At 69.8% G+C, this 18,053-nt stretch carries 13 protein-coding genes; 12 read left to right on the forward strand and 1 reads right to left on the reverse strand.

Translation table 11 applies throughout. The features are described from left to right. Nucleotides 1-9: 9 nt before the first annotated feature. The 12 genes from ACVBEQ_RS06165 (at nt 10) to ACVBEQ_RS06220 (ending at nt 16,586) form a co-directional block, all read left to right on the forward strand. Nucleotides 10-507, forward strand: a complete 498-nt coding sequence (locus ACVBEQ_RS06165; RefSeq protein ID WP_447155283.1) for a GatB/YqeY domain-containing protein — start codon at nt 10-12, stop codon at nt 505-507. Nucleotides 508-629: 122 nt separating this feature from the next. Further along, a complete protein-coding gene (gene gndA, locus ACVBEQ_RS06170; RefSeq protein ID WP_447155284.1) occupies nt 630-2,144 on the forward strand; it encodes an NADP-dependent phosphogluconate dehydrogenase in 1,515 nt (504 codons plus the stop codon). 7 nt (nt 2,145-2,151) lie between these two features. Then, nucleotides 2,152-2,604 carry a YveK family protein gene (locus ACVBEQ_RS06175; protein WP_447155285.1) on the forward strand — a complete coding sequence of 151 codons (453 nt, stop codon included), beginning with the start codon at nt 2,152-2,154 and terminating at the stop codon, nt 2,602-2,604. A gap of 28 nt (nt 2,605-2,632) precedes the next feature. Beyond that, nucleotides 2,633-3,844, forward strand: a complete 1,212-nt coding sequence (locus tag ACVBEQ_RS06180) for a saccharopine dehydrogenase family protein (protein ID WP_447155286.1) — start codon at nt 2,633-2,635, stop codon at nt 3,842-3,844. A 187-nt stretch (nt 3,845-4,031) separates the two neighbouring features. Further along, a complete protein-coding gene (gene metG / locus ACVBEQ_RS06185; protein ID WP_447155287.1) occupies nt 4,032-5,879 on the forward strand; it encodes a methionine--tRNA ligase in 1,848 nt (615 codons plus the stop codon). Between the two features lie 270 nt (nt 5,880-6,149). Beyond that, nucleotides 6,150-6,989: a TatD family hydrolase gene (locus ACVBEQ_RS06190; RefSeq protein WP_447155288.1), complete on the forward strand. Its 840-nt coding sequence runs from the start codon at nt 6,150-6,152 to the stop codon at nt 6,987-6,989. Nucleotides 6,990-7,253: 264 nt separating this feature from the next. Next, the gene (locus ACVBEQ_RS06195) at nt 7,254-9,188 is read left to right on the forward strand and encodes a transglycosylase family protein (protein ID WP_447155289.1); all 1,935 of its coding nucleotides are present in this window, start codon (nt 7,254-7,256) and stop codon (nt 9,186-9,188) included. 475 nt (nt 9,189-9,663) lie between these two features. After that, nucleotides 9,664-11,046, forward strand: a complete 1,383-nt coding sequence (locus tag ACVBEQ_RS06200) for a ubiquitin-like domain-containing protein (RefSeq protein WP_473163162.1) — start codon at nt 9,664-9,666, stop codon at nt 11,044-11,046. Between the two features lie 358 nt (nt 11,047-11,404). Continuing rightward, the gene (locus tag ACVBEQ_RS06205) at nt 11,405-12,646 is read left to right on the forward strand and encodes a ubiquitin-like domain-containing protein (RefSeq protein WP_447155291.1); all 1,242 of its coding nucleotides are present in this window, start codon (nt 11,405-11,407) and stop codon (nt 12,644-12,646) included. Nucleotides 12,647-12,910: 264 nt separating this feature from the next. Continuing rightward, nucleotides 12,911-13,828 carry a 16S rRNA (adenine(1518)-N(6)/adenine(1519)-N(6))-dimethyltransferase RsmA gene (gene rsmA / locus ACVBEQ_RS06210; protein WP_447155292.1) on the forward strand — a complete coding sequence of 306 codons (918 nt, stop codon included), beginning with the start codon at nt 12,911-12,913 and terminating at the stop codon, nt 13,826-13,828. Further along, the gene (locus ACVBEQ_RS06215; protein WP_447155293.1) at nt 13,825-14,766 is read left to right on the forward strand and encodes a 4-(cytidine 5'-diphospho)-2-C-methyl-D-erythritol kinase; all 942 of its coding nucleotides are present in this window, start codon (nt 13,825-13,827) and stop codon (nt 14,764-14,766) included. The genes rsmA and ACVBEQ_RS06215 overlap by 4 nt, the downstream gene beginning before the upstream one ends. Beyond that, nucleotides 14,766-16,586, forward strand: coding sequence for an ABC-F family ATP-binding cassette domain-containing protein (locus ACVBEQ_RS06220; protein ID WP_447155294.1), 1,821 nt, complete (start codon nt 14,766-14,768; stop codon nt 16,584-16,586). Before ACVBEQ_RS06215 ends, ACVBEQ_RS06220 begins: the two co-directional genes overlap by 1 nt. 23 nt (nt 16,587-16,609) lie before the next feature. On the opposite strand, the gene ACVBEQ_RS06225 is transcribed toward ACVBEQ_RS06220, so the two are convergent. Next, complete coding sequence (locus ACVBEQ_RS06225; protein ID WP_447155295.1) at nt 16,610-17,995, reverse strand: anti-sigma factor RsbA family regulatory protein; 1,386 nt, start codon at nt 17,993-17,995, stop codon at nt 16,610-16,612. Nucleotides 17,996-18,053: the final 58 nt, after the last annotated feature.

The raw sequence follows: 18,053 nt of genomic DNA on the forward strand, positions 1-18,053 counted from the left end.
ATCGAGGAAATGAGCGACATGACCGACAGCAGCGGTGCGTCAACCCTGAAGGGTCGCCTGCGCGCGGACCTCACCACGGCCATGAAGGCCAGGGACACCCTGACCACCGGGACGCTGCGGATGGCGCTCGCCGCGGTGACCACCGCGGAGGTTGCCGGCAGCACCGCGAAGGAGTTGACCGACACCGAGGTGCAGGCCGTCCTCGCCAAGGAGGTCCGCAAACGGGCCGAAGCGGCCGAGGCCTTCGCCGGTGCCGGACGGGCCGAGCAGGCGGCCCAGGAGGAGGCCGAGGCGGCGGTGCTGTCCGGGTACCTGCCGACTCCGCTGGATGACGCAGGGCTCGGCTCCCTGGTCAGCGCGGCGGTCGAGCAGGTGCGCGCGGACACCGGTGCGCCGGTCACCATGCGGCAGATGGGCCCGATCATCAAGCAGGTGCAGGCCGCGGCCGAGGGGCGTGCCGACGGGGCCCGGATCTCCGCCGCGGTCAAGGCCGCGATCGCCGGCTGACGCCGTCCGACCGGCCCGTCCCCGGGGTCGGGCGGCCAGGGCACCCCGGGCGTGCGGCGCTCCCGACGGTGCGGAAGGCTGAGGCGTCCGCACCGCCCTGACTGCTGCCCGGAGGCCCGGAAATGACCGATCCTGCGACCACCGCGACGTCCCCCAAGGCCGACATCGGCGTCACGGGACTTGCCGTGATGGGTTCCAACCTCGCCCGCAACTTCGCCCGCAACGGCTTCGTCACTGCGGTGCACAACCGCACCACGGCGAAAACCAGGGCGCTGATCGAGGAGCACGGCGGTGACGGCACTTTCGTCCCGTCGGATTCGACGGAGGAATTCGTCGCATCCCTGGCGGTGCCGCGCAAGATCCTGATCATGGTCAAGGCCGGCGGTCCCACCGACGCCGTCATCGATGAGCTCGCGGCGCTGGTCGAGCCGGGCGACATCATCATCGATGGCGGCAATGCCAAGTTCTCCGACACCCGGCGCCGGCAGGCGGCGTTGCAGGAGAAGGGCATTCACTTCGTCGGCTGCGGTGTGTCCGGCGGTGAGGAGGGCGCGCTCAACGGGCCGTCGATCATGCCTGGCGGGTCCGCCAAGTCCTACGAATCGCTCGGCCCGATCTTGGAGAAGATCTCCGCCCACGTCGACGGCGCACCCTGCTGCACGCACATCGGCACCGACGGCGCCGGGCACTTCGTCAAGATGGTGCACAACGGCATCGAATACGCCGACATGCAGCTGATCGCCGAGGCCTACGACCTGCTGCGCCGGGGCGCCGACCTGAGTCCGTCCGAGATCGGCGACATCTTCGCCGAATGGAACAAGGGCGACCTGGACTCGTTCCTGGTCGAGATCACCGCCGAGGTGCTGCGGCACGTCGACGCCGAAACGGGTTCGCCCTTCATCGATGTCGTGGTCGACGCCGCCGGAATGAAGGGCACCGGGACGTGGACCGTGCAGACGGCGCTCGACCTCGGCATCCCCGTGTCGGGCATCGCGGAGGCCGTCTTCGCCAGGGGGCTCTCCTCCGCCGCGACCCAGCGCGTCGCGGCGGCCGGCAAGCTGCCCGGGCCGAACAGCGGCTGGTCGGTCAAGGACAAGGACCAGTTCGTCGAGGACGTCCGCATCGCGCTCTACGCCTCGAAGATCGTCGCCTACGCCCAGGGACTGGACGAGATCTTCGCCGGCGCCGCCGAATACGGCTGGGACATCAATGTCGGTGCGGTGGCGCGTATCTGGCGCGGCGGCTGCATCATCAGGGCCAAGTTCCTCAACCGCATCACCGAGGCGTACGACGTCGGTACCGGGGTGGAGATCCCCGCGTCGCTGCTGCTCGCGCCCTACTTCACCGACGCGATCACCCACGCCCAGGACTCCTGGCGTCGGGTGGTGGCCGGGGCGGCCCAGTCCGGAATCCCGACACCGGGCTTCGGGGCGGCGTTGTCCTACTACGACGGCCTGCGCTCGGAACGGTTGCCGGCCGCGTTGATCCAGGGCCAGCGCGACTTCTTCGGTGCGCACACCTACAAACGGGTGGACAAGGAAGGGACCTTCCACACGCTCTGGTCCGGCGACCGCAGCGAGGTCCGGGAGGAAGGCCCGACTCCGGGCGTCAACCAGGCGCCGCCCGCTGGGAGCTGACGGTCAGATGGACACCCGACGCCGGCAGGTCGGCCGCGGCGCTGTCGCCGCGGCGGCGATCGTGCTCGGCGTCGGGGCGGTCACGGTGATCCAGGGGACCGGCCCGCCCGAGTACTCCAGTTCGGTCACGTTCTTCCTGATGCGGCCCGGGCAACCGGATTCGGCGTCGGAGGTGGCCCGGTTGATGGATTCCTCCGGGGCTGTGCTGGACGGTGACGCGCTGGCCGAACGGCTGATCGGCGAGCTGGAGCTCGACCTCACGGTGGACGACCTGCGGGACGAGATAGAGGTGACGATCGAGCCGGACTCCGTGCTGCTGACCGCGACGGTGACCGACTCGTCTGCGCAACGGGCGCTGTCCATTGCCGAGGCGATCGCTGCGCAGCCGATCGCGGTCGACCCGGCCGGGACCGAACTGGTCGTCATCGAGGCGCCCGAACCGGACCCGGATCCGAGCTAGCGGCTCCGCCGTTTGTACTGTCGAGCCGGTGAGCGAAGCAGACCTCGATGTCGTGGTGTTCGGTGCGACCGGGTTCGTCGGGCGGTTGGTCGCGCAGCTACTCGCCACCGTGGACCTCGGCGCCGTGCGGGTCGGCCTGGCCGGCCGCTCGAAGGAACGGCTTGCCGATCTCCAGCGAAACCTCGGAGTCGACTGGCCGGTGATCGTCGCCGATTCCTCGGACCAGGAGGCCGTCGGCGCGCTCGCCGCGTCCGCGCGGGTGGTCGTCAGCACGGTGGGGCCGTACGCGCGGTACGGCCTGCCGCTGGTCAAGGCCTGCGCCGAGTCGGGCACCGCCTACGCGGACCTCACCGGCGAACCGACGTTCGTCAGGGACAGCATCGACGCGGTGCAGGATCTCGCCACCCGCACCGGCGCGCGGATCGTGCATTCCTGCGGGTTCGACTCCGTGCCGTCCGACCTCGGCGTTCAGTTGCTGGCCGATCGGGTGATCGCGGACGGTGCCGGTGAACTCGCGCAGGCCACCCTGGTGGTCGTCTCGCTCAAGGGCGGGATCAGTGGCGGCACCATTGATTCGCTGCGCGGCATCATCGACGCCGGCCGGGCGGACCCGGGGCTCCGCCGCCGGCTCGCCGACCCGTACCTGTTCAGCCCGGACCGGGACGGCGAACCCGACCTCGGCCGGCAGTCCGGCGCGTTCCTCACCGAGCGGCTCGATGACGGGAGCTGGGTCGCCCCGTTCGTCATGTCCTCGTTCAATTCCCGGGTCGTCCGGCGCAGCAACGCCCTGCAGGGGCACCGGTACGGCCGCGAACTGAGGTACCGGGAGGTCGTCCGGACCGGTACGTCACCGCTCGGTGCCGTCACCGCCGCTGGTGTCGCGCTCGGTACCGGCGCACTGGCGGCCGGGCTGGCCAACCGCTTCAGCCGACCGGTGCTGGATCGGGTCCTGCCCGCACCCGGCGAGGGGCCGAGTGAGAAGGCGCGCCGGGAAGGACGTTTCAGGCTGGAGATCCGCGCTGTGACGACCACGGGCGCCCGCTACACCGCCGTCGTTGCGGCGTCCGGCGACCCCGGTTACCAGGCCACGTCGGTGATGCTGAGCGAGTCCGCGCTCTGTCTGGCCGTCGACGACCTGCCGAAGGTTGCGGGCGTTCTCACCCCGGCGACCGCGATGAACGGAGCGCTGACCCGGCGGCTGCAGGCGAACGGCTTCACCTTCGAGGTGCATCCGGGGTGAGTCGGCCGGAGCCCGCGCGGCGCCGTTTCCCCCCAAATTCGTGTTGATCATGGCAAAGATCGCGTCCGAGACGGCGTGTCGGAGGCGTCCGGTGCGAGTTTCGTCATGATCAACAGGGCGGGTGATCGGTCCCCGCTCCGGGCAATGCTGTCCGCGCAGACTGAACCGGACCACTAACCTGATCGGAATGAGCTCGCCCGTCCTGACAGCGGTGGCCTGGCCCTACGCCAACGGCCCCCGGCACATCGGCCACGTTTCCGGTTTCGGCGTCCCCGCCGACGTCTTCTCCCGCTACCAGCGGATGGCCGGCAACGACGTCCTGATGGTCTCCGGCACCGACGAGCACGGCACCCCGATCCTGGTGCAGGCTGACGCCGAGGGCGTCCCGGCGAGGGAACTCGCGGACCGGTACAACCGGGTGATCGTCGACGATCTGCAGGGCCTGGGGCTGTCCTATGACCTGTTCACCAGGACGTCCACCCGCAACCACTACGCGGTCGTCCAGGAACTGTTCCGCACCGTTCACCGCAACGGCTATTTCGTGCCGAAGACCACGATGTCGGCGATCTCGCCGTCCACCGGCCGCACGCTGCCCGACCGCTACATCGAGGGCACCTGCCCGATTTGCGGGTATGACGGTGCCCGCGGCGACCAGTGCGACAACTGCGGCAACCAGCTGGACCCGATCGACCTGATCAACCCAAAGTCCCGGATCAACGGTGAGACACCGATTTTCACCGAATCTGAGCATTACTTCCTGGATCTGCCTGCGTTGGCCGGCGCGCTCGGTTCCTGGCTGCAGACCCGAACCGACTGGCGACCGAACGTGCTGCGGTTCTCGCTGAACCTGCTCGACGACCTCCGGCCGAGGGCGATGACCAGGGACATCGACTGGGGTATTCCGGTGCCGCTGGACGGCTGGCGGGACCGGCCGGACAAGAAGCTGTACGTGTGGTTCGACGCCGTCATCGGGTACCTGTCCGCGTCCATCGAGTGGGCCCGCCGGTACGGGGGAGTGACCGAACCCGGTGGCGGGCCCGACCCCGACGCCTGGCAGCGCTGGTGGCAGGGCGGCGATGCCGCGGCCCGCGCCTACTACTTCATGGGCAAGGACAACATCACCTTCCACTCGCAGATCTGGCCGGCGGAATTGCTGGCCTACAACGGTCTGGGCGAACGTGGCGGTTCGGCGGGCACCCTCGGTGCGCTCAATCTGCCGACGGAGGTGGTGTCCAGCGAGTTCCTGACCATGAGTGGCTCGAAGTTCTCGACGTCCCGCAAGACCGTCATCTACGTCGGCGATTTCCTTCGCGAGTACGGTCCGGATGCGCTGCGCTATTTCATCGCGGCGGCCGGTCCGGAGAACCAGGATGCGGACTTCACCTGGGAAGAGTTCGTCCGCCGCACCAACTTCGAGCTCGCCAACGAATGGGGCAACCTCGTCAACCGGTCGATCTCCATGGCGCACAAGAACTTCGGCGTCATTCCTGCCCCCGGCCCGCGGACCGAGCTGGACGTCGCGTTGCTCACCGCGGCCGAACGGTCCTTCGAGACGGTGGGAGAACTGTTGGGCCGCAGCCGGTTCAAGGCTGCGTCGGGTGAGGCGATGCGGCTGGCCGGGCTGGCGAACAAGTACATCTCCGAATCCGAGCCGTGGAAACTGGGTGACGACAAGGAGCGGCAGGCGACCGTCCTGCACACCGCCCTGCAAGTGGTGGACGACACCAAGACGCTGCTGACGCCGTTCCTGCCGCATTCGTCCCAGCAGGTGTTCGCAGCCCTCGGTGGAGACGGCGTCTGGGCGGCTCAGCCGGAGATCCGCGAGGTGACGGACTTCGACGACGACGTCGAGGGCGTCGGCGTGCCCGAGGTCCGCGACTACCCCGTGATCACCGGCGACTACGCCGCCGAGCAGGCCGTCTGGCGGCGGCGGGACATCGAGGTCGGGCGGCCGCTGGCCAAGCCGACCCCGCTGTTCACCAAGCTGGACCCGAAGCTGGGCGAGACCGGCCCCCCCTGGGCCCCGATCGCCTGAGCGCGCCGTCGCTGTGCGGCCCCGATTCCGAGTTGATCATGCAGCCCAGCACGCGACACGCCGACGACACGCCCGAGAACCTGTGCTGGGCCGCATGATCATCAACGCGCGGCGCCCCTTCTTTGGAGTTGATCATGGCAAAACTTGCAGGATCTGCCCTCGACACGCCGTGCCGGGCGCGAGTTTCGCCATGATCAACACGGGTCCGGACGCACGTCTCGTGCGCAAGCCGTGAACGGCACGCCGCACCCGGCGGTGGCGGAGCGGCCGATGGTGCCGCCGCCGGAGCCGCTGCCGCACCCTGTGGTGGACGCTCACACGCACCTCGACGCCTGTGGTTGCTCGACCCCGGAAGACGTCGCGGCGGCGATGACCCGGGCCGCCGCGGTCGGCGTCCGGCAGGTGGTCACGGTGGCCGACGACATGACCTCCGCCCGCTGGGTGGTCGACGCGGCGGGGTGGCATCCGGATCTCTACGCGGCCGTCGCCCTGCACCCGACGCGGGCGGACATGCTGGACGACGCGGCCCGCGCCGAACTCGAGCAACTGGCGGCCGATCCGCGGGTGGTGGCAATCGGGGAGACCGGTCTGGACCACTACTGGGACGCTGCCCCGCACGACGTCCAGGCGGAGGCCTTCGCCTGGCACATCGACCTGGCCAAGCGGCTGGGCAAGCCGCTGATGATCCACGACCGGGACGCGCACGACGAGGTCCTGGCGATCCTCCGCGCCGAGGGGCCGCCGGACCGGGTGATCTTCCACTGCTTCTCCGGCGATGTCGCCATGGCGCGGATCTGCGTCGAGCAGGGCTACCACCTGTCGTTCGCCGGTCCGGTCAGCTTTCGCAACGCGCGCGACCTGGCAGCGGCGGCTGACGTGGTGCCGGCGGGGCTGCTGATGGTCGAGACGGATGCCCCGTTCCTGACCCCGCATCCCCATCGCGGGAAACGAAACGAGCCCTACGCGCTGCCGTATACGGTGCGCGCGCTGGCCGGAGTCCGTGGTCAGGACGTCGCCCAACTCTGCGAACAGGTGACCTACACCACACGTCGGGTCTACGGAATGCCGGATTTGCCCGTATCGACCGAGGTCAGCGAAGCCGCGTCGTGATCGGCTTGACACGGTAAAGAAAGCTTTGGTTGCCGGTTCGTGCTCCCGTCGTTACCCTCCCGTGATGACAGCCGGGATGGGGAAATCCCGGGTGCAACTGGGGCAGGACTTGTCGGCGGCGTCGACAGGGTCGGAGAACTGACCGACCCGTACGTCGGGGACGGGCCCTGCTTTTTTGGTGCCCTGACGTCCTCTGACGGCGTCGGTAGCCGCCGGTCTGCGCCCGCTGACCCTTGCTCGGGAGCGACGACGTTCGGATCTGACGTGACCACGACGCACGACCAACTCGGCTCCGACGGTTCTCCGGCTGACCCTTCCGGCAACGAATCCGATCCGCAGACCGTTCTTCACCGGCTTGGTTCGGGTGCCGCCGGTGAGCTGTTCACCCACGATTCGAATGCGACCGGTGACGCCCGGGCATTCCCCGAATCGGCATTCCCCGAATCGGCATCCCGCGAATCGGCAGCAGGGCCGGCAGTCGCGGAATCCGACGCCGCCCGTCGCCGTCGCGGAGCCCATCGCCGGCGTGACGACGCTGCCGCGGCCGACGGGTCCGCCGATGCCGCGACACCCACCGGCGCGACCGTCCTGGCCGCGCAGGCGACCGCAAACGAAGCTTCCGCAGCCGGAACGATTGCCGACACCGCGGGCATAGCGGAAGCGGGCACCGAGGACGCAGGCGGCGACGACACAGGCGGCGACGACACAGGCGGCGTCCCGCCGGTCACCCCGGCCGCCGGTGGAAGCCGCTGGCGCCGACCGGTTCTCGCGGCGGCCGCGGCGGTGGCCTGCCTGCTCGCCGCCGGCGGCGGCACCTATGCAGCCATGCACAAGACGGTCACCATCTCGGTTGACGATGTCTCGCAGGAGGTCTCGACACTTGCCGGGTCGGTCGACGGAGCGCTGGACGCCGCCGGGCTGACCGTGGCTGAGCATGACTCGCTGGCCCCCACCCCGGACGCGGAGATCACCGACGGATCGCAGATCGTGGTGCAGCGCGGCCGGCTGTTGACACTCACCATCGACGGTAAGACCCGCGAGGTCTGGACCACCGCGACGACCGTCGACAAGGCGCTCGCCGAGCTCGGACAGGACCCTTCGGACCTGAGGCTCTCGGCCGACCGCTCCAGGGGCATCCCGCTGGACGGCCTCGCGGTCACCGCAGACACGCTGCGCTCGGTCACGGTGAAGGCAGGCAGCACCACAAAGGACTTCGACACCACGGCCAAGACCGTCGGCGCATTCCTCGCCGAGAACGACCTCAGCCCCGCCGCGAACCAGCGGGTCTCGGTGGCGCTCACCGCCGCCATCACCGAGGGCGCGTCGATCACCATCCGCACCCTGCCGACCGTCACGGTGAAGGCCGGCACCGACCGGCCCGTCAAGAAGGTGGTCGACGGCTCCACCGTCGCCGACGCGTTGGCAACGGCCCGCGTCAAGCTGGGTAAGGACGACTCCGTCAGCCCGGGGGTCAAGACACGGCTCAAGGACGGCCTCAGCGTCGTCGTCACCAGGATCGCCTACCGAACCGACGTGGAACAGCAGCCGGTGGCGCAGCCGGCCGACCAGACCCGCGACGACAACTCGTTGCTGGTCGGCACCACCGAGGTGGTCCAGCAGGGCCAACCGGGCGTCGTCGAGGTCACCTACCGGACGACGCTCACCAACGGCAAGGCAGGAGCGCGCGCCGAGGTGAGCCGCAAGACCATCGCGGACGCGACCCCGACGATCACCGCCGTCGGGACCAAGCAGCCACCGCCCCCGCCGCCGCCGGTTCGCGCCGCCGCTCCGACACCCGCGCCCGCTCCGGAACCAGAACCGGCACCTGCACCGGCGCCCGAGCCGGCACCTGCACCGGCGCCCGAGCCGGCTCCTGCACCCGCGCCCGCTCCGGAACCAGAACCGGCACCTGCCCCGGCACCCGCGCCCGCCCCGGCGCCACCGGCCCCCAGCGGCGGCTGGAGTGTCAACTGGGACGCCATCGCGACCTGCGAGTCCGGCAACAACTGGTCGATCAACACCGGCAACGGCTATTACGGCGGCCTGCAGTTCGACATCGGCACCTGGCTCGGCAACGGCGGTGGCGAGTACGCGCCGCGGGCCGACCTTGCGAGCAAGGAACAGCAGATCGCCATCGCCGAGCGTGTCTATGCCTCTCGCGGACTGTCGCCCTGGGCGTGTGGTTACGCCGCCGGCTGACCACTGCCAGGCACCGCCAGATCACCGCACGAGCACTGCTGAGGTTGCCACGCATCGCGCTTGACCAGGCATGATGCCCGCGATTTGCTAATGGTAAAGGGTTGGTATAAAGGGCCGTTACCGTCCCGTGATTGGATCCGGAACAGCTTCAGCGGGCAAGCACAATACGCCATCCGAGGAGGCGGTTCGTGCTCAGGCGATACCTGTATCGGTCCCGTAGCGGTGTCAGCTGCGCCACAGTTTGGTTCTAACTCTGTCAAAAGCGCGGTACGTCCTTTATCGTTTTGTAATAGCAGCTGGGATGGGAAACCGTCGAGCTCGTCGCATCAGGTTGTAGGGCATAAATGCAAGTCGGTATTCGAAACACATTCGGAGCCGGGTTGCCGCCCGTCGAAATCGACCTGTGCTGTATCCGGGGATTAAGAACCTGATGCACAACGACGGCCTCGACCCCTGCCCGGACACCACCACCCTTATGGATGAAACCTTGGCTTCCAACGACGACCAGTTCGCCTCCGCCGACACCACCGATGGAGTGCACGCTGCCGCCACCGACACCCTCGAGCCGACCGCCGATGCGGAGCTCGACAACGACAGCACCACCCGCACCACCTCGACCGGGCGCAACCTGCGCAAGCCCGTCCTGGTCGGCGTCGCCGCGCTCGTCGTGGCGTTGGTCGCCGGCGGCGGAGTCGCCGCCTCCTCCCACAAGACGGTGTCCCTCACCGTCGACGGCCAGCAGCAGGAAGTCGGCACCTTCGCCGGCTCCGTGGACGGCGCCCTCGAGGCGGCCGGGCTGACCGTGACCGAGCACGACTCGGTTGCGCCGGCTGTCGACACCGCCATCTCCGACGGCTCGCAGATCGTCATCGAGCGTGGCCGGTTGCTCACCCTGACCGTCGACGGCAAGACCCGCGAGGTCTGGACCACCGCCGACACTGTCGAAGAGGCGCTCGCCGAGCTCGGCCAGAACCCGGCCGCCTTCAAGCTGTCGGCCGACCGCTCGCGTGAGATCCCGACCGACGGCCTGACCGTCACCGCACTCACCCTGCACAGCGCCGCGGTGTCCGATGCCGGCAAGAAGGCCGTCTCGGTGAAGAGCACCGCCAAGACCGTCGGCGACCTGCTCAAGGAGCGCAAGATCGCGCTCGGCCCGCTGGACACCGTCAAGCCGGCCGCCAACACCCCGGTCACCAACGGGCTCAAGGTCACCGTCACCCGCGTGACCAAGACCAAGGTGAACGAAGAGGTTGCGGTCGCTCAGCCCGCCGACCAGCAGGTCCAGGACGATTCGCTCGACGCCGGCACCACCACCGTCACCGAGCAGGGCAACGCCGGCAAGGACAAGGTCACCTACCAGGTGACGACGGTCAACGGCAAGACGACCTCCAAGAAGGAGATCGCCCGCGCCGCCGTCGTTCCCGCGAAGGCCACTGTCGTCGCCGTCGGTACCCGCGAGATCGTCGTCCCCGAGCCCGAGGTCGCCCAGGTCGCGTCGAGCGATTCCTCGAGCGATTCGTCCAGCGATTCCTCGGCCCCGGTCAGCGATTCCAGCAGCGAGGCTCCGGCCGCTGCCGAGCCCGCCCCGGCCGCGGATCCGGCCCCCGCTTCCTCCGGTTCGTCCGGGGTGAACTGGGACGGCATCGCGAATTGCGAGTCGACCAACAACTGGTCCATCAATACCGGGAACGGTTACTACGGTGGCCTGCAATTCGATATCCCGACCTGGAACAGTGCGGGTGGCGGCGCTTACGCCTCGCGGCCTGACCTGGCTACCCGGGAGCAGCAGATCGCTGTCGCCGAGAACCTGTACGCCAGCCGCGGAACCTCGCCGTGGGCGTGCGCCGGCGCCGGCTGATCGAGCAGCCGTCGAATGATGTGAACAGCGTCATTCATCACGAGATCTAGTTTACACCAGAGCCCCGATTCCTACCCGGAATCGGGGCTCTGGTGTATTCGCGTCTTCCACTGTGAGCTAATCGAAGCATCAATGCATCCGCAAGTATTGCGCGTGCACATCGCCGTCGTTACTGTTTCGTGATAGAAGCCGGATGGGTCATTCTCCGGAGTCATGCAGGGCAGCGGTCGAGCAGGAGTGCGGGCGAACGAAAACCCGCGGCGCTCGAGGCCGGCGAGCCCGACGAGCGCAGCACCATCAGATCTTCGCGCTGACTCCTGCCCTGCCCGGAAAACAGATCAACGACATCGGATGTGACGTGAACAAACCCGCCGACAACGTTAGCGCCGCGGCGCCGACGAACGCCGACACGAACCTTGACAGCGCCACCGCACTTGTCCCGAACGATCGCAAGCGCCGCCGCGGACTGGGCCGCAAGGGCCTGCTGATCGCCGCTGCCGCCTCCATCGGGCTGCTCGGGGTGGGCGGCGGAACCGCTGCCGCCATGAGCAAGGAGGTCGTCATCACCGTCGACGGCCAGCAGCAGGAGGTCACCACCCTGGCCGACTCCGTGGACGGCGCACTGGCCACCGCCGGCCTGCAGGTCGGCGAGCACGACGTCGTCGCCCCCGCCCCCGACGCCACGATCTCCGACGGCTCGCACATCGCGCTGGAGCGGGCCCGTCCGCTCGATCTGACCATCAACGGCAAGGAGCGGCAGGTCTGGACGACGGCGGACACCGTCGATGAGGCGCTGGTCCAGCTGGGCCAGGACCCGGCGGCGCTGGATCTGTCCGCTGACCGGTCCAGGGAGATCCCGCTGGACGGCCTGGAGGTGACCGCGAACGCGCTGCGGACCGTCTCCATCTCCGACGCCGGCCGCCCCGCGAAGAAGGTCAGCACCGGCGCGAAGACCGTCGCCGACGTGCTGAAGGAGCAGGGCGTCTCCCTCGGCGCCGACGACACCACCGATCCCGCCCTGACCACCGCGGTCAAGGACGGCCAGCAGATCAAGGTCTCCAGGGTGTCGGTCAAGACCGTCACGAAGACCGTCAGCATCGCCCCCAAGGACGTCCGCACGGACGACCCGAAGCTCGACAAGGGCTCGACGGTCGTCGCGGTCAAGGGCAAGCCCGGCAAGCAGAAGGTCGTCGTCACCGTCACCACCGTCAACGGCAAGGAGACCTCCCGCAAGGCGGTCTCCCGCACGACCGTCGCCGAGCCCACCCCGAACCAGGTGCGCGTCGGGACGAAGTCGGGCCTTGACGTCCAGGGCGGGCGCGTCTTCTTCCACGACACCGAATTCGGCGTCAACTGGGACGGGCTGGCCTACTGCGAGTCGACCAACAACCCGAACGCCGTCAACAACCCGGCCGGTTTCCTGTCCACCTATGGCCTGTTTCAGTTCGACCTGCCGACCTGGCAGTCCGTCGGCGGTTCCGGCAACCCCGGTGACGCCAGCCCGGAGGAGCAGCTGAAGCGTGCCAAGCTGCTCTACCAGCAGCGTGGGCTCGAGCCGTGGCTGTGCGGGTACGCCGCCAGCGGCCCGCCCGCCGGCTGACCGATACAGCTCCCGGCTGACCGATACAGCTCCCGGCTGACCGATACAGCTCGCACGAGCAGACCGAGCAGACCGAGCAGACCGAGCAGACCGAGCAGACCGAGCAGTGCCCCACAGGCCCCGACCCACAGGTCGGGGCCTGTGTTGCGCTCGGCACAGTCGATCGGGCGAACGCGCCCCGCAGGGTGCAATCCCGGCGCCGGTTGGGCGCCACGACCGGCAACGCGGCGAGGTCGGTCGTTCGGGCCCGCGGATCGTGTGAGGATGATCGTTGTGTCCGATCGTTCTCCGGTGAGCCTGCTCGGTGCCGTCGAGATCCGTCGGCTGGCCGAGCAGCTCGACCTGCGCCCGACCAAGTCGCTCGGGCAGAACTTCGTCATCGACGGCAACACAGTGCGGCGCATCGTTGCGGCCGCTGACCTCCGGTCCACCGACCACGTGCTCGAGGTCGGCCCCGGCCTCGGCTCGTTGACCCTGGGACTGCTCGACGTCGCCGCGGCCGTCACGGCGGTCGAGATCGATCCACGGCTCGCCGAACTGTTGCCGCACACGGTTCACGCGCACGCACCCCGGCAGGCGGCTGCGCTGCAGGTGATCACCGAGGACGCCCTGCTGATCACCGGGGACCGGCTCGCCCTGCCCACCACCGACCTGGCCGCGCCCGAGTACCCGACCGCGATGGTGGCGAACCTGCCCTACAACGTCGCTGTTCCTGTTCTGTTGCGGCTGCTCGCCGAGGTCCCGACGCTCCGCCGGGTGCTGGTGATGGTCCAGGCCGAGGTCGCGGATCGGCTGGTGGCCGGTCCGGGGTCGAAGACCTACGGCTCGCCCAGCGTGAAGACCGCCTGGTACGGCACCGCCCGCCGAGCCGGATCGATCTCCCGCTCGGTGTTCTGGCCGGTGCCGGGGGTTGATTCCGCCCTTGTCGGCTTCGAGCGGCGCGCCGAGCCGCGCTCCGGCGACCGCGCCGCGGTGTTCGCCGTCATCGACGCAGCCTTCGCGCAACGCCGCAAGACGCTGCGGTCCGCCCTCGCCGGGTGGGCAGGCTCTCCCGCCTACGCCGAGGCCGTGCTGACCAGGGCGAAGGTCGACCCCTCGGCCCGTGGCGAGGTGCTCACCGTCGACGACTTCGCCCGGATCGCGCGCACCGCCGGTGCGATCGACGCGGTGGAGCCCGAATGACGGGCGGTCCGAATGACCGTGCGTCCGCCGTTGTCCGGGTTCGGGCGCCCGCGAAGATCAACCTGCACCTCGCCGTCGGTGACGTCCGGCCCGACGGCTACCACGACCTGGTGACGGTGTTCCACGCCGTCGACCTCGCCGACGAACTGACCATCACCACAGCGCCGCGGCATTCGGTGCGCACCGTTCCCACCGACGGTGTCCCGGCCGGCTCGAAGAACCTGGCCGGGGTCGCCGCCCGGCTGCTGGCCCGGCGCACCCGGCTCGGCGGGCCGGTCGCCATCGAGATCGCCAAGCAGATCCCGGTGGCCGGCGGCATGGCCGGCGGCAGCGCCGATGCCGCCGCCGCGCTGGTGGGCTGCGCGGCACTCTGGGGACTCGAGATCGGCCGCGGCGAGCTGGCCGAGATCGGCGCAGACATCGGAGCCGACGTCCCGTTCGCGCTCACCGGCGGCACGGCGGTCGGAACGGGCCGGGGCGACCGGCTCTCGCCGGTGCTGGCCCGCACCCCGCTGCACTGGGTGCTCGCACTGGCCGACCAGGGTCTGTCGACCCCCGCTGTGTTCGCCGAACTGGACCGGCTGCGCGCGGATTCGAACCCACCCCGGGTCGGTCCGGTCAACCGGGTGCTCTCCGCCCTGGCGAGCGGCGAGCCGGCCGAGGTGGCGGCCGCGCTCGGCAACGATCTGCAGGTGGCGGCCATCTCGCTGCAGCCGGGGCTGCGCCGAACACTGCGTGCCGGGATGGCCGCGGGTGCGCTCGGCGGCGTGGTGTCCGGCTCCGGGCCGACGGTGGCGCTGCTCTGCGCCGACGCCGAATCGGCCGGCGGGGTGGCGGCCGAGCTCGCCGGGTCCGGAACCTGCCGGACGGTACGGATGGCCGCGGGGCCTGCGCCGGGTGCCCGGCTCATCGGATCGACTCCCGCGGTGCGGCACTGATGGCGAACCTGGTCAACATCGAGGCGGCCGGCGTCACGCACGGCGTCCGGCCGGTGCTGAGCAAGGTGTCGCTGGGCGTGCAGACGGGCGATCGCATCGGCGTGCTGGGCCTGAACGGTTCCGGCAAGACCACGCTGCTCCGGCTGCTGGCCGGGCTCGACCTGCCCGACACCGGCAGGGTCTCGTTCGCCCGTGGGACGTCCGTTGCCTTCGTCTCGCAGAGCTCGGATCTGCCGGACGGCATCACGGTCCGCGACGCGGTGCTGCATTCGTTCGGCGAGGCCGAGCATGCCTGGGCATCCGACGGTGCCGTCCGGGAGGTGCTCAGCGGCCTCGGCCTGCGCGACATCGGACTGGACACGCCGGTCGGTGGACTGTCCGGCGGCGAGCAGCGCCGGGTTTCCCTCGGCGCCGCCCTGGTGACCGACGCCCAGCTGTTGCTGCTGGACGAGCCGACCAACCACCTGGACATCGAGGCGGTGGCCTGGCTCGCCGCCCACCTTCGGGCGAGGGCCGGCGCGGTCGTCGCCGTCACCCACGACCGCTGGTTTCTCGACGCCGTTGCCACCTCGACGTGGGAGGTGGTCGACGCCGCGGTGCTCGGTCGGGAGGGTGGTTATTCCGACTGGGTCTTCGCCCGGGCCGAGCGGCTGCGGCTCGACCAGGCCGCCGAGGAACGTCGAAAAAACCTGGCGCGCAAGGAGTTGGCCTGGTTGCGACGCGGTCCGCCGGCCCGCACGTCGAAACCGCGCTACCGGATCGAGGCCGCGGAGGCGATCATCGCCGGCGAGCCCGAGCCGCGGAACTCGGTGGAGCTGCACGCCTTCGCCCGCCGCCGGCTCGGTAAGGACGTGCTGGAGCTGAAGGATGTCTCGGCGTCCGTCACCGCCGTCGACGGCACCCGCCGCACGTTGCTCGACCACGTCACCTGGCTGGTCGGCCCGGGCGACCGGATCGGCATCGTCGGCATCAACGGTTCCGGGAAGTCCACCCTGCTGCGGATCCTGGTCGGCGAGCTCCCACCGGACGGTGGAACCGTCAAATTGGGTTCCACGGTGCGCCTCGGCTACCTCTCGCAGGAGGTCGCCGAACTGCCCGGTGATCTCCGGCTGATCGAGGCGGTCACGCAGATCGCCGGCATCGTCGAGCTCGGCGGCAAGATGCTCACCGCCGGCCAGCTCGCGGAGCGGTTCGGCTTCACCAACACCCACCAGTGGACACGGGTGGGCGAGCTCTCGGGCGGTGAGCGACGCCGGCTGCAGCTGCTGCGCATCCTGATGGACGAGCCGAACGTGCTGGTGCTGGACGAGCCCACCAACGATCTGGACACCGACACGCTGGCCGCTCTGGAGGATCTGCTCGACGGCTGGCCCGGGACGTTGCTGGTCGTCAGCCACGACCGTTACCTGATCGAGCGGGTCGCGGACACCACGGTGGCGCTGTTCGGAGACGGCCGGATCACCCATCTGCCCGGCGGGATCGACCAGTACCTCCAGCGGCGCGCCGACGACCAGCAGGCGGCCCGGTCGTCGAGTACGAACGGTGCCGTCCCGGACGGTGCGCCGGCCGCTGCTGTCGGCGACGGGACACCGGCGACCGACCCGGCCCGGCTCCGGCTGCTCCGCAAGGACCTGCAGCGCCTGGAACGCAAGCTGGAATCGTTGCACCGCAAGGAATCCGGACTGCACGATCGGCTCGCCGCGGCGGGCGCGGACTACGGGTCAGCGGCGCAACTGTCGGCGGAACTCAAGGCGCTGCGCACCGAAATCGCGTCGGTGGAGACCGAATGGCTCGCTGCTGCGGAGGACCTCGAGGGCTGACGCCTTCTTGATCGGAGCGGTGATCAGAGCCAGGAGTGCAGGCGAACGGCCGTACCGGAGGCGCCTGACCGCACCTGCACCAGATCGCACAGCTCGTTCGCGAGCCGGATCCCGCGTTCCGGCCCGTCGGTCGGCATCGTGGTCGACCGGCCGACCAGCGGGTCGTCCAGCACCACCGGGTCGTCTACCTGGCACATCAATGCCGACTGCTCGCGCCAGACCCGGACGGTGACGTCCCGCACGCTTGCCGAACTGGTGAGGGCGTCCACCGCGGCCGCCAGCGTCGCCGACCGGCGCGCCGTCAGACCTGCGGCCGCGGCATGCCGCAGCAGATGTACCGCGACGTCGCCGCCGACGGACAGCGTGCTCACCCGTCCCGTCGGTTCCGGGAGTCGGGTGGCGAACATGTCGCGGGCCCGGGAGACGCCGCCGTAGGCGATGTTGTCCACGCTGCCGTCGCCGACGGTGTGCGTCGGGTGGCTGCGCCTGGCCTCCTGGATCGCCAGCGGGTCGAGGGCGCCGACGTCGTACGGGCACACCAGCCACAACGGTGTCGACTGCGCCGGGGCAAGGTTGAGCAGGGCCTCGTGCAGTTGGCTCTCGAGGACCTCGGCGGGCCGCCGTCCGGCCCAGATGGGTTCTCCCACACCGCGACTCGGTCCGCGGGCCCGGTCGGCGAAGATCTGCCACGCCGGGATGATCCGGGCCGGATTGGCGGCCAGTGAGGCCATATCGGCGAACACGACCCGTTCGGCATCCGGTCCGAGCGCCGCTCGCAGGGCCGAGGCGCGGGGTTCGACCACCGCCACCATGACCGGCTGGTGCAGAGCCAGGCCGTCGAGGACGAACGGCCGGACTGCTTCGACGAACTCCTCGACGCCGTCATAGAACAGGCACTCGTGTCGATAGCTGTCGTGACCGGCGGACGGGTGGTGGGTGGCGGAGGCGTGCCGTCCCGCTCTCGCGGTGTCGCCATCTGCGCCCGCGGACGGTGTTGCCGACCGCAGCCCACGGAACGGCAGCACGGAAGCCGACCGATCGGGAAACCCCGATCCGGCACCGGCGGAGTGGGCACCGGGCGAGCCCGAGTGGAGAGCGGCCGGCATCGTTGACCGATCGTCGTCGGCCGCCTCTGCGGCGGGGTCGTCCCCCGTGGCGCCCGGCGTGCCGGGGGACTCGTCCGGCTCGTCGCTCGTCGCACCGACCAGTCGGAGGTGGTTGCGCGACCGGGTCGGGGGGACCGTGTAGGTGGTGGCGACCACCAATTCCACCAGGGCCAACGGGGGCTTCAGCAGACCGTGATCCGCCGCGGCATGCGCGATCACCTGGTCGAGCACACTCTGGTCGTCGTCGCCGGTAAAGACATACTGACAACCGGGAATGACGTCGCGGCAGGCGAACCGTTTCATGGCCCTCCGCCCCGAATCGTTGCCCCCGCATCGTCGCCCGGAACCGGGCCCGGCAACG

This window comes from Nakamurella sp. GG22 (assembly GCF_052976845.2).

What these genes read in the sequence shown, in the direction of transcription:
- ACVBEQ_RS06165 (WP_447155283.1), top strand. Translation starts at nt 10, where the DNA reads ATGAGCGACATGACCGACAGCAGCGGTGCGTCAACCCTGAAGGGTCGC.
- gndA (WP_447155284.1), top strand. Translation starts at nt 630, where the DNA reads ATGACCGATCCTGCGACCACCGCGACGTCCCCCAAGGCCGACATCGGC.
- ACVBEQ_RS06175 (WP_447155285.1), top strand. Translation starts at nt 2,152, where the DNA reads ATGGACACCCGACGCCGGCAGGTCGGCCGCGGCGCTGTCGCCGCGGCG.
- metG (WP_447155287.1), top strand. Translation starts at nt 4,032, where the DNA reads ATGAGCTCGCCCGTCCTGACAGCGGTGGCCTGGCCCTACGCCAACGGC.
- ACVBEQ_RS06190 (WP_447155288.1), top strand. Translation starts at nt 6,150, where the DNA reads ATGGTGCCGCCGCCGGAGCCGCTGCCGCACCCTGTGGTGGACGCTCAC.
- ACVBEQ_RS06200 (WP_473163162.1), top strand. Translation starts at nt 9,664, where the DNA reads ATGGATGAAACCTTGGCTTCCAACGACGACCAGTTCGCCTCCGCCGAC.
- rsmA (WP_447155292.1), top strand. Translation starts at nt 12,911, where the DNA reads ATGATCGTTGTGTCCGATCGTTCTCCGGTGAGCCTGCTCGGTGCCGTC.
- ACVBEQ_RS06215 (WP_447155293.1), top strand. Translation starts at nt 13,825, where the DNA reads ATGACGGGCGGTCCGAATGACCGTGCGTCCGCCGTTGTCCGGGTTCGG.
- ACVBEQ_RS06220 (WP_447155294.1), top strand. Translation starts at nt 14,766, where the DNA reads ATGGCGAACCTGGTCAACATCGAGGCGGCCGGCGTCACGCACGGCGTC.
- ACVBEQ_RS06225 (WP_447155295.1), bottom strand. Translation starts at nt 17,995, where the DNA reads ATGAAACGGTTCGCCTGCCGCGACGTCATTCCCGGTTGTCAGTATGTC.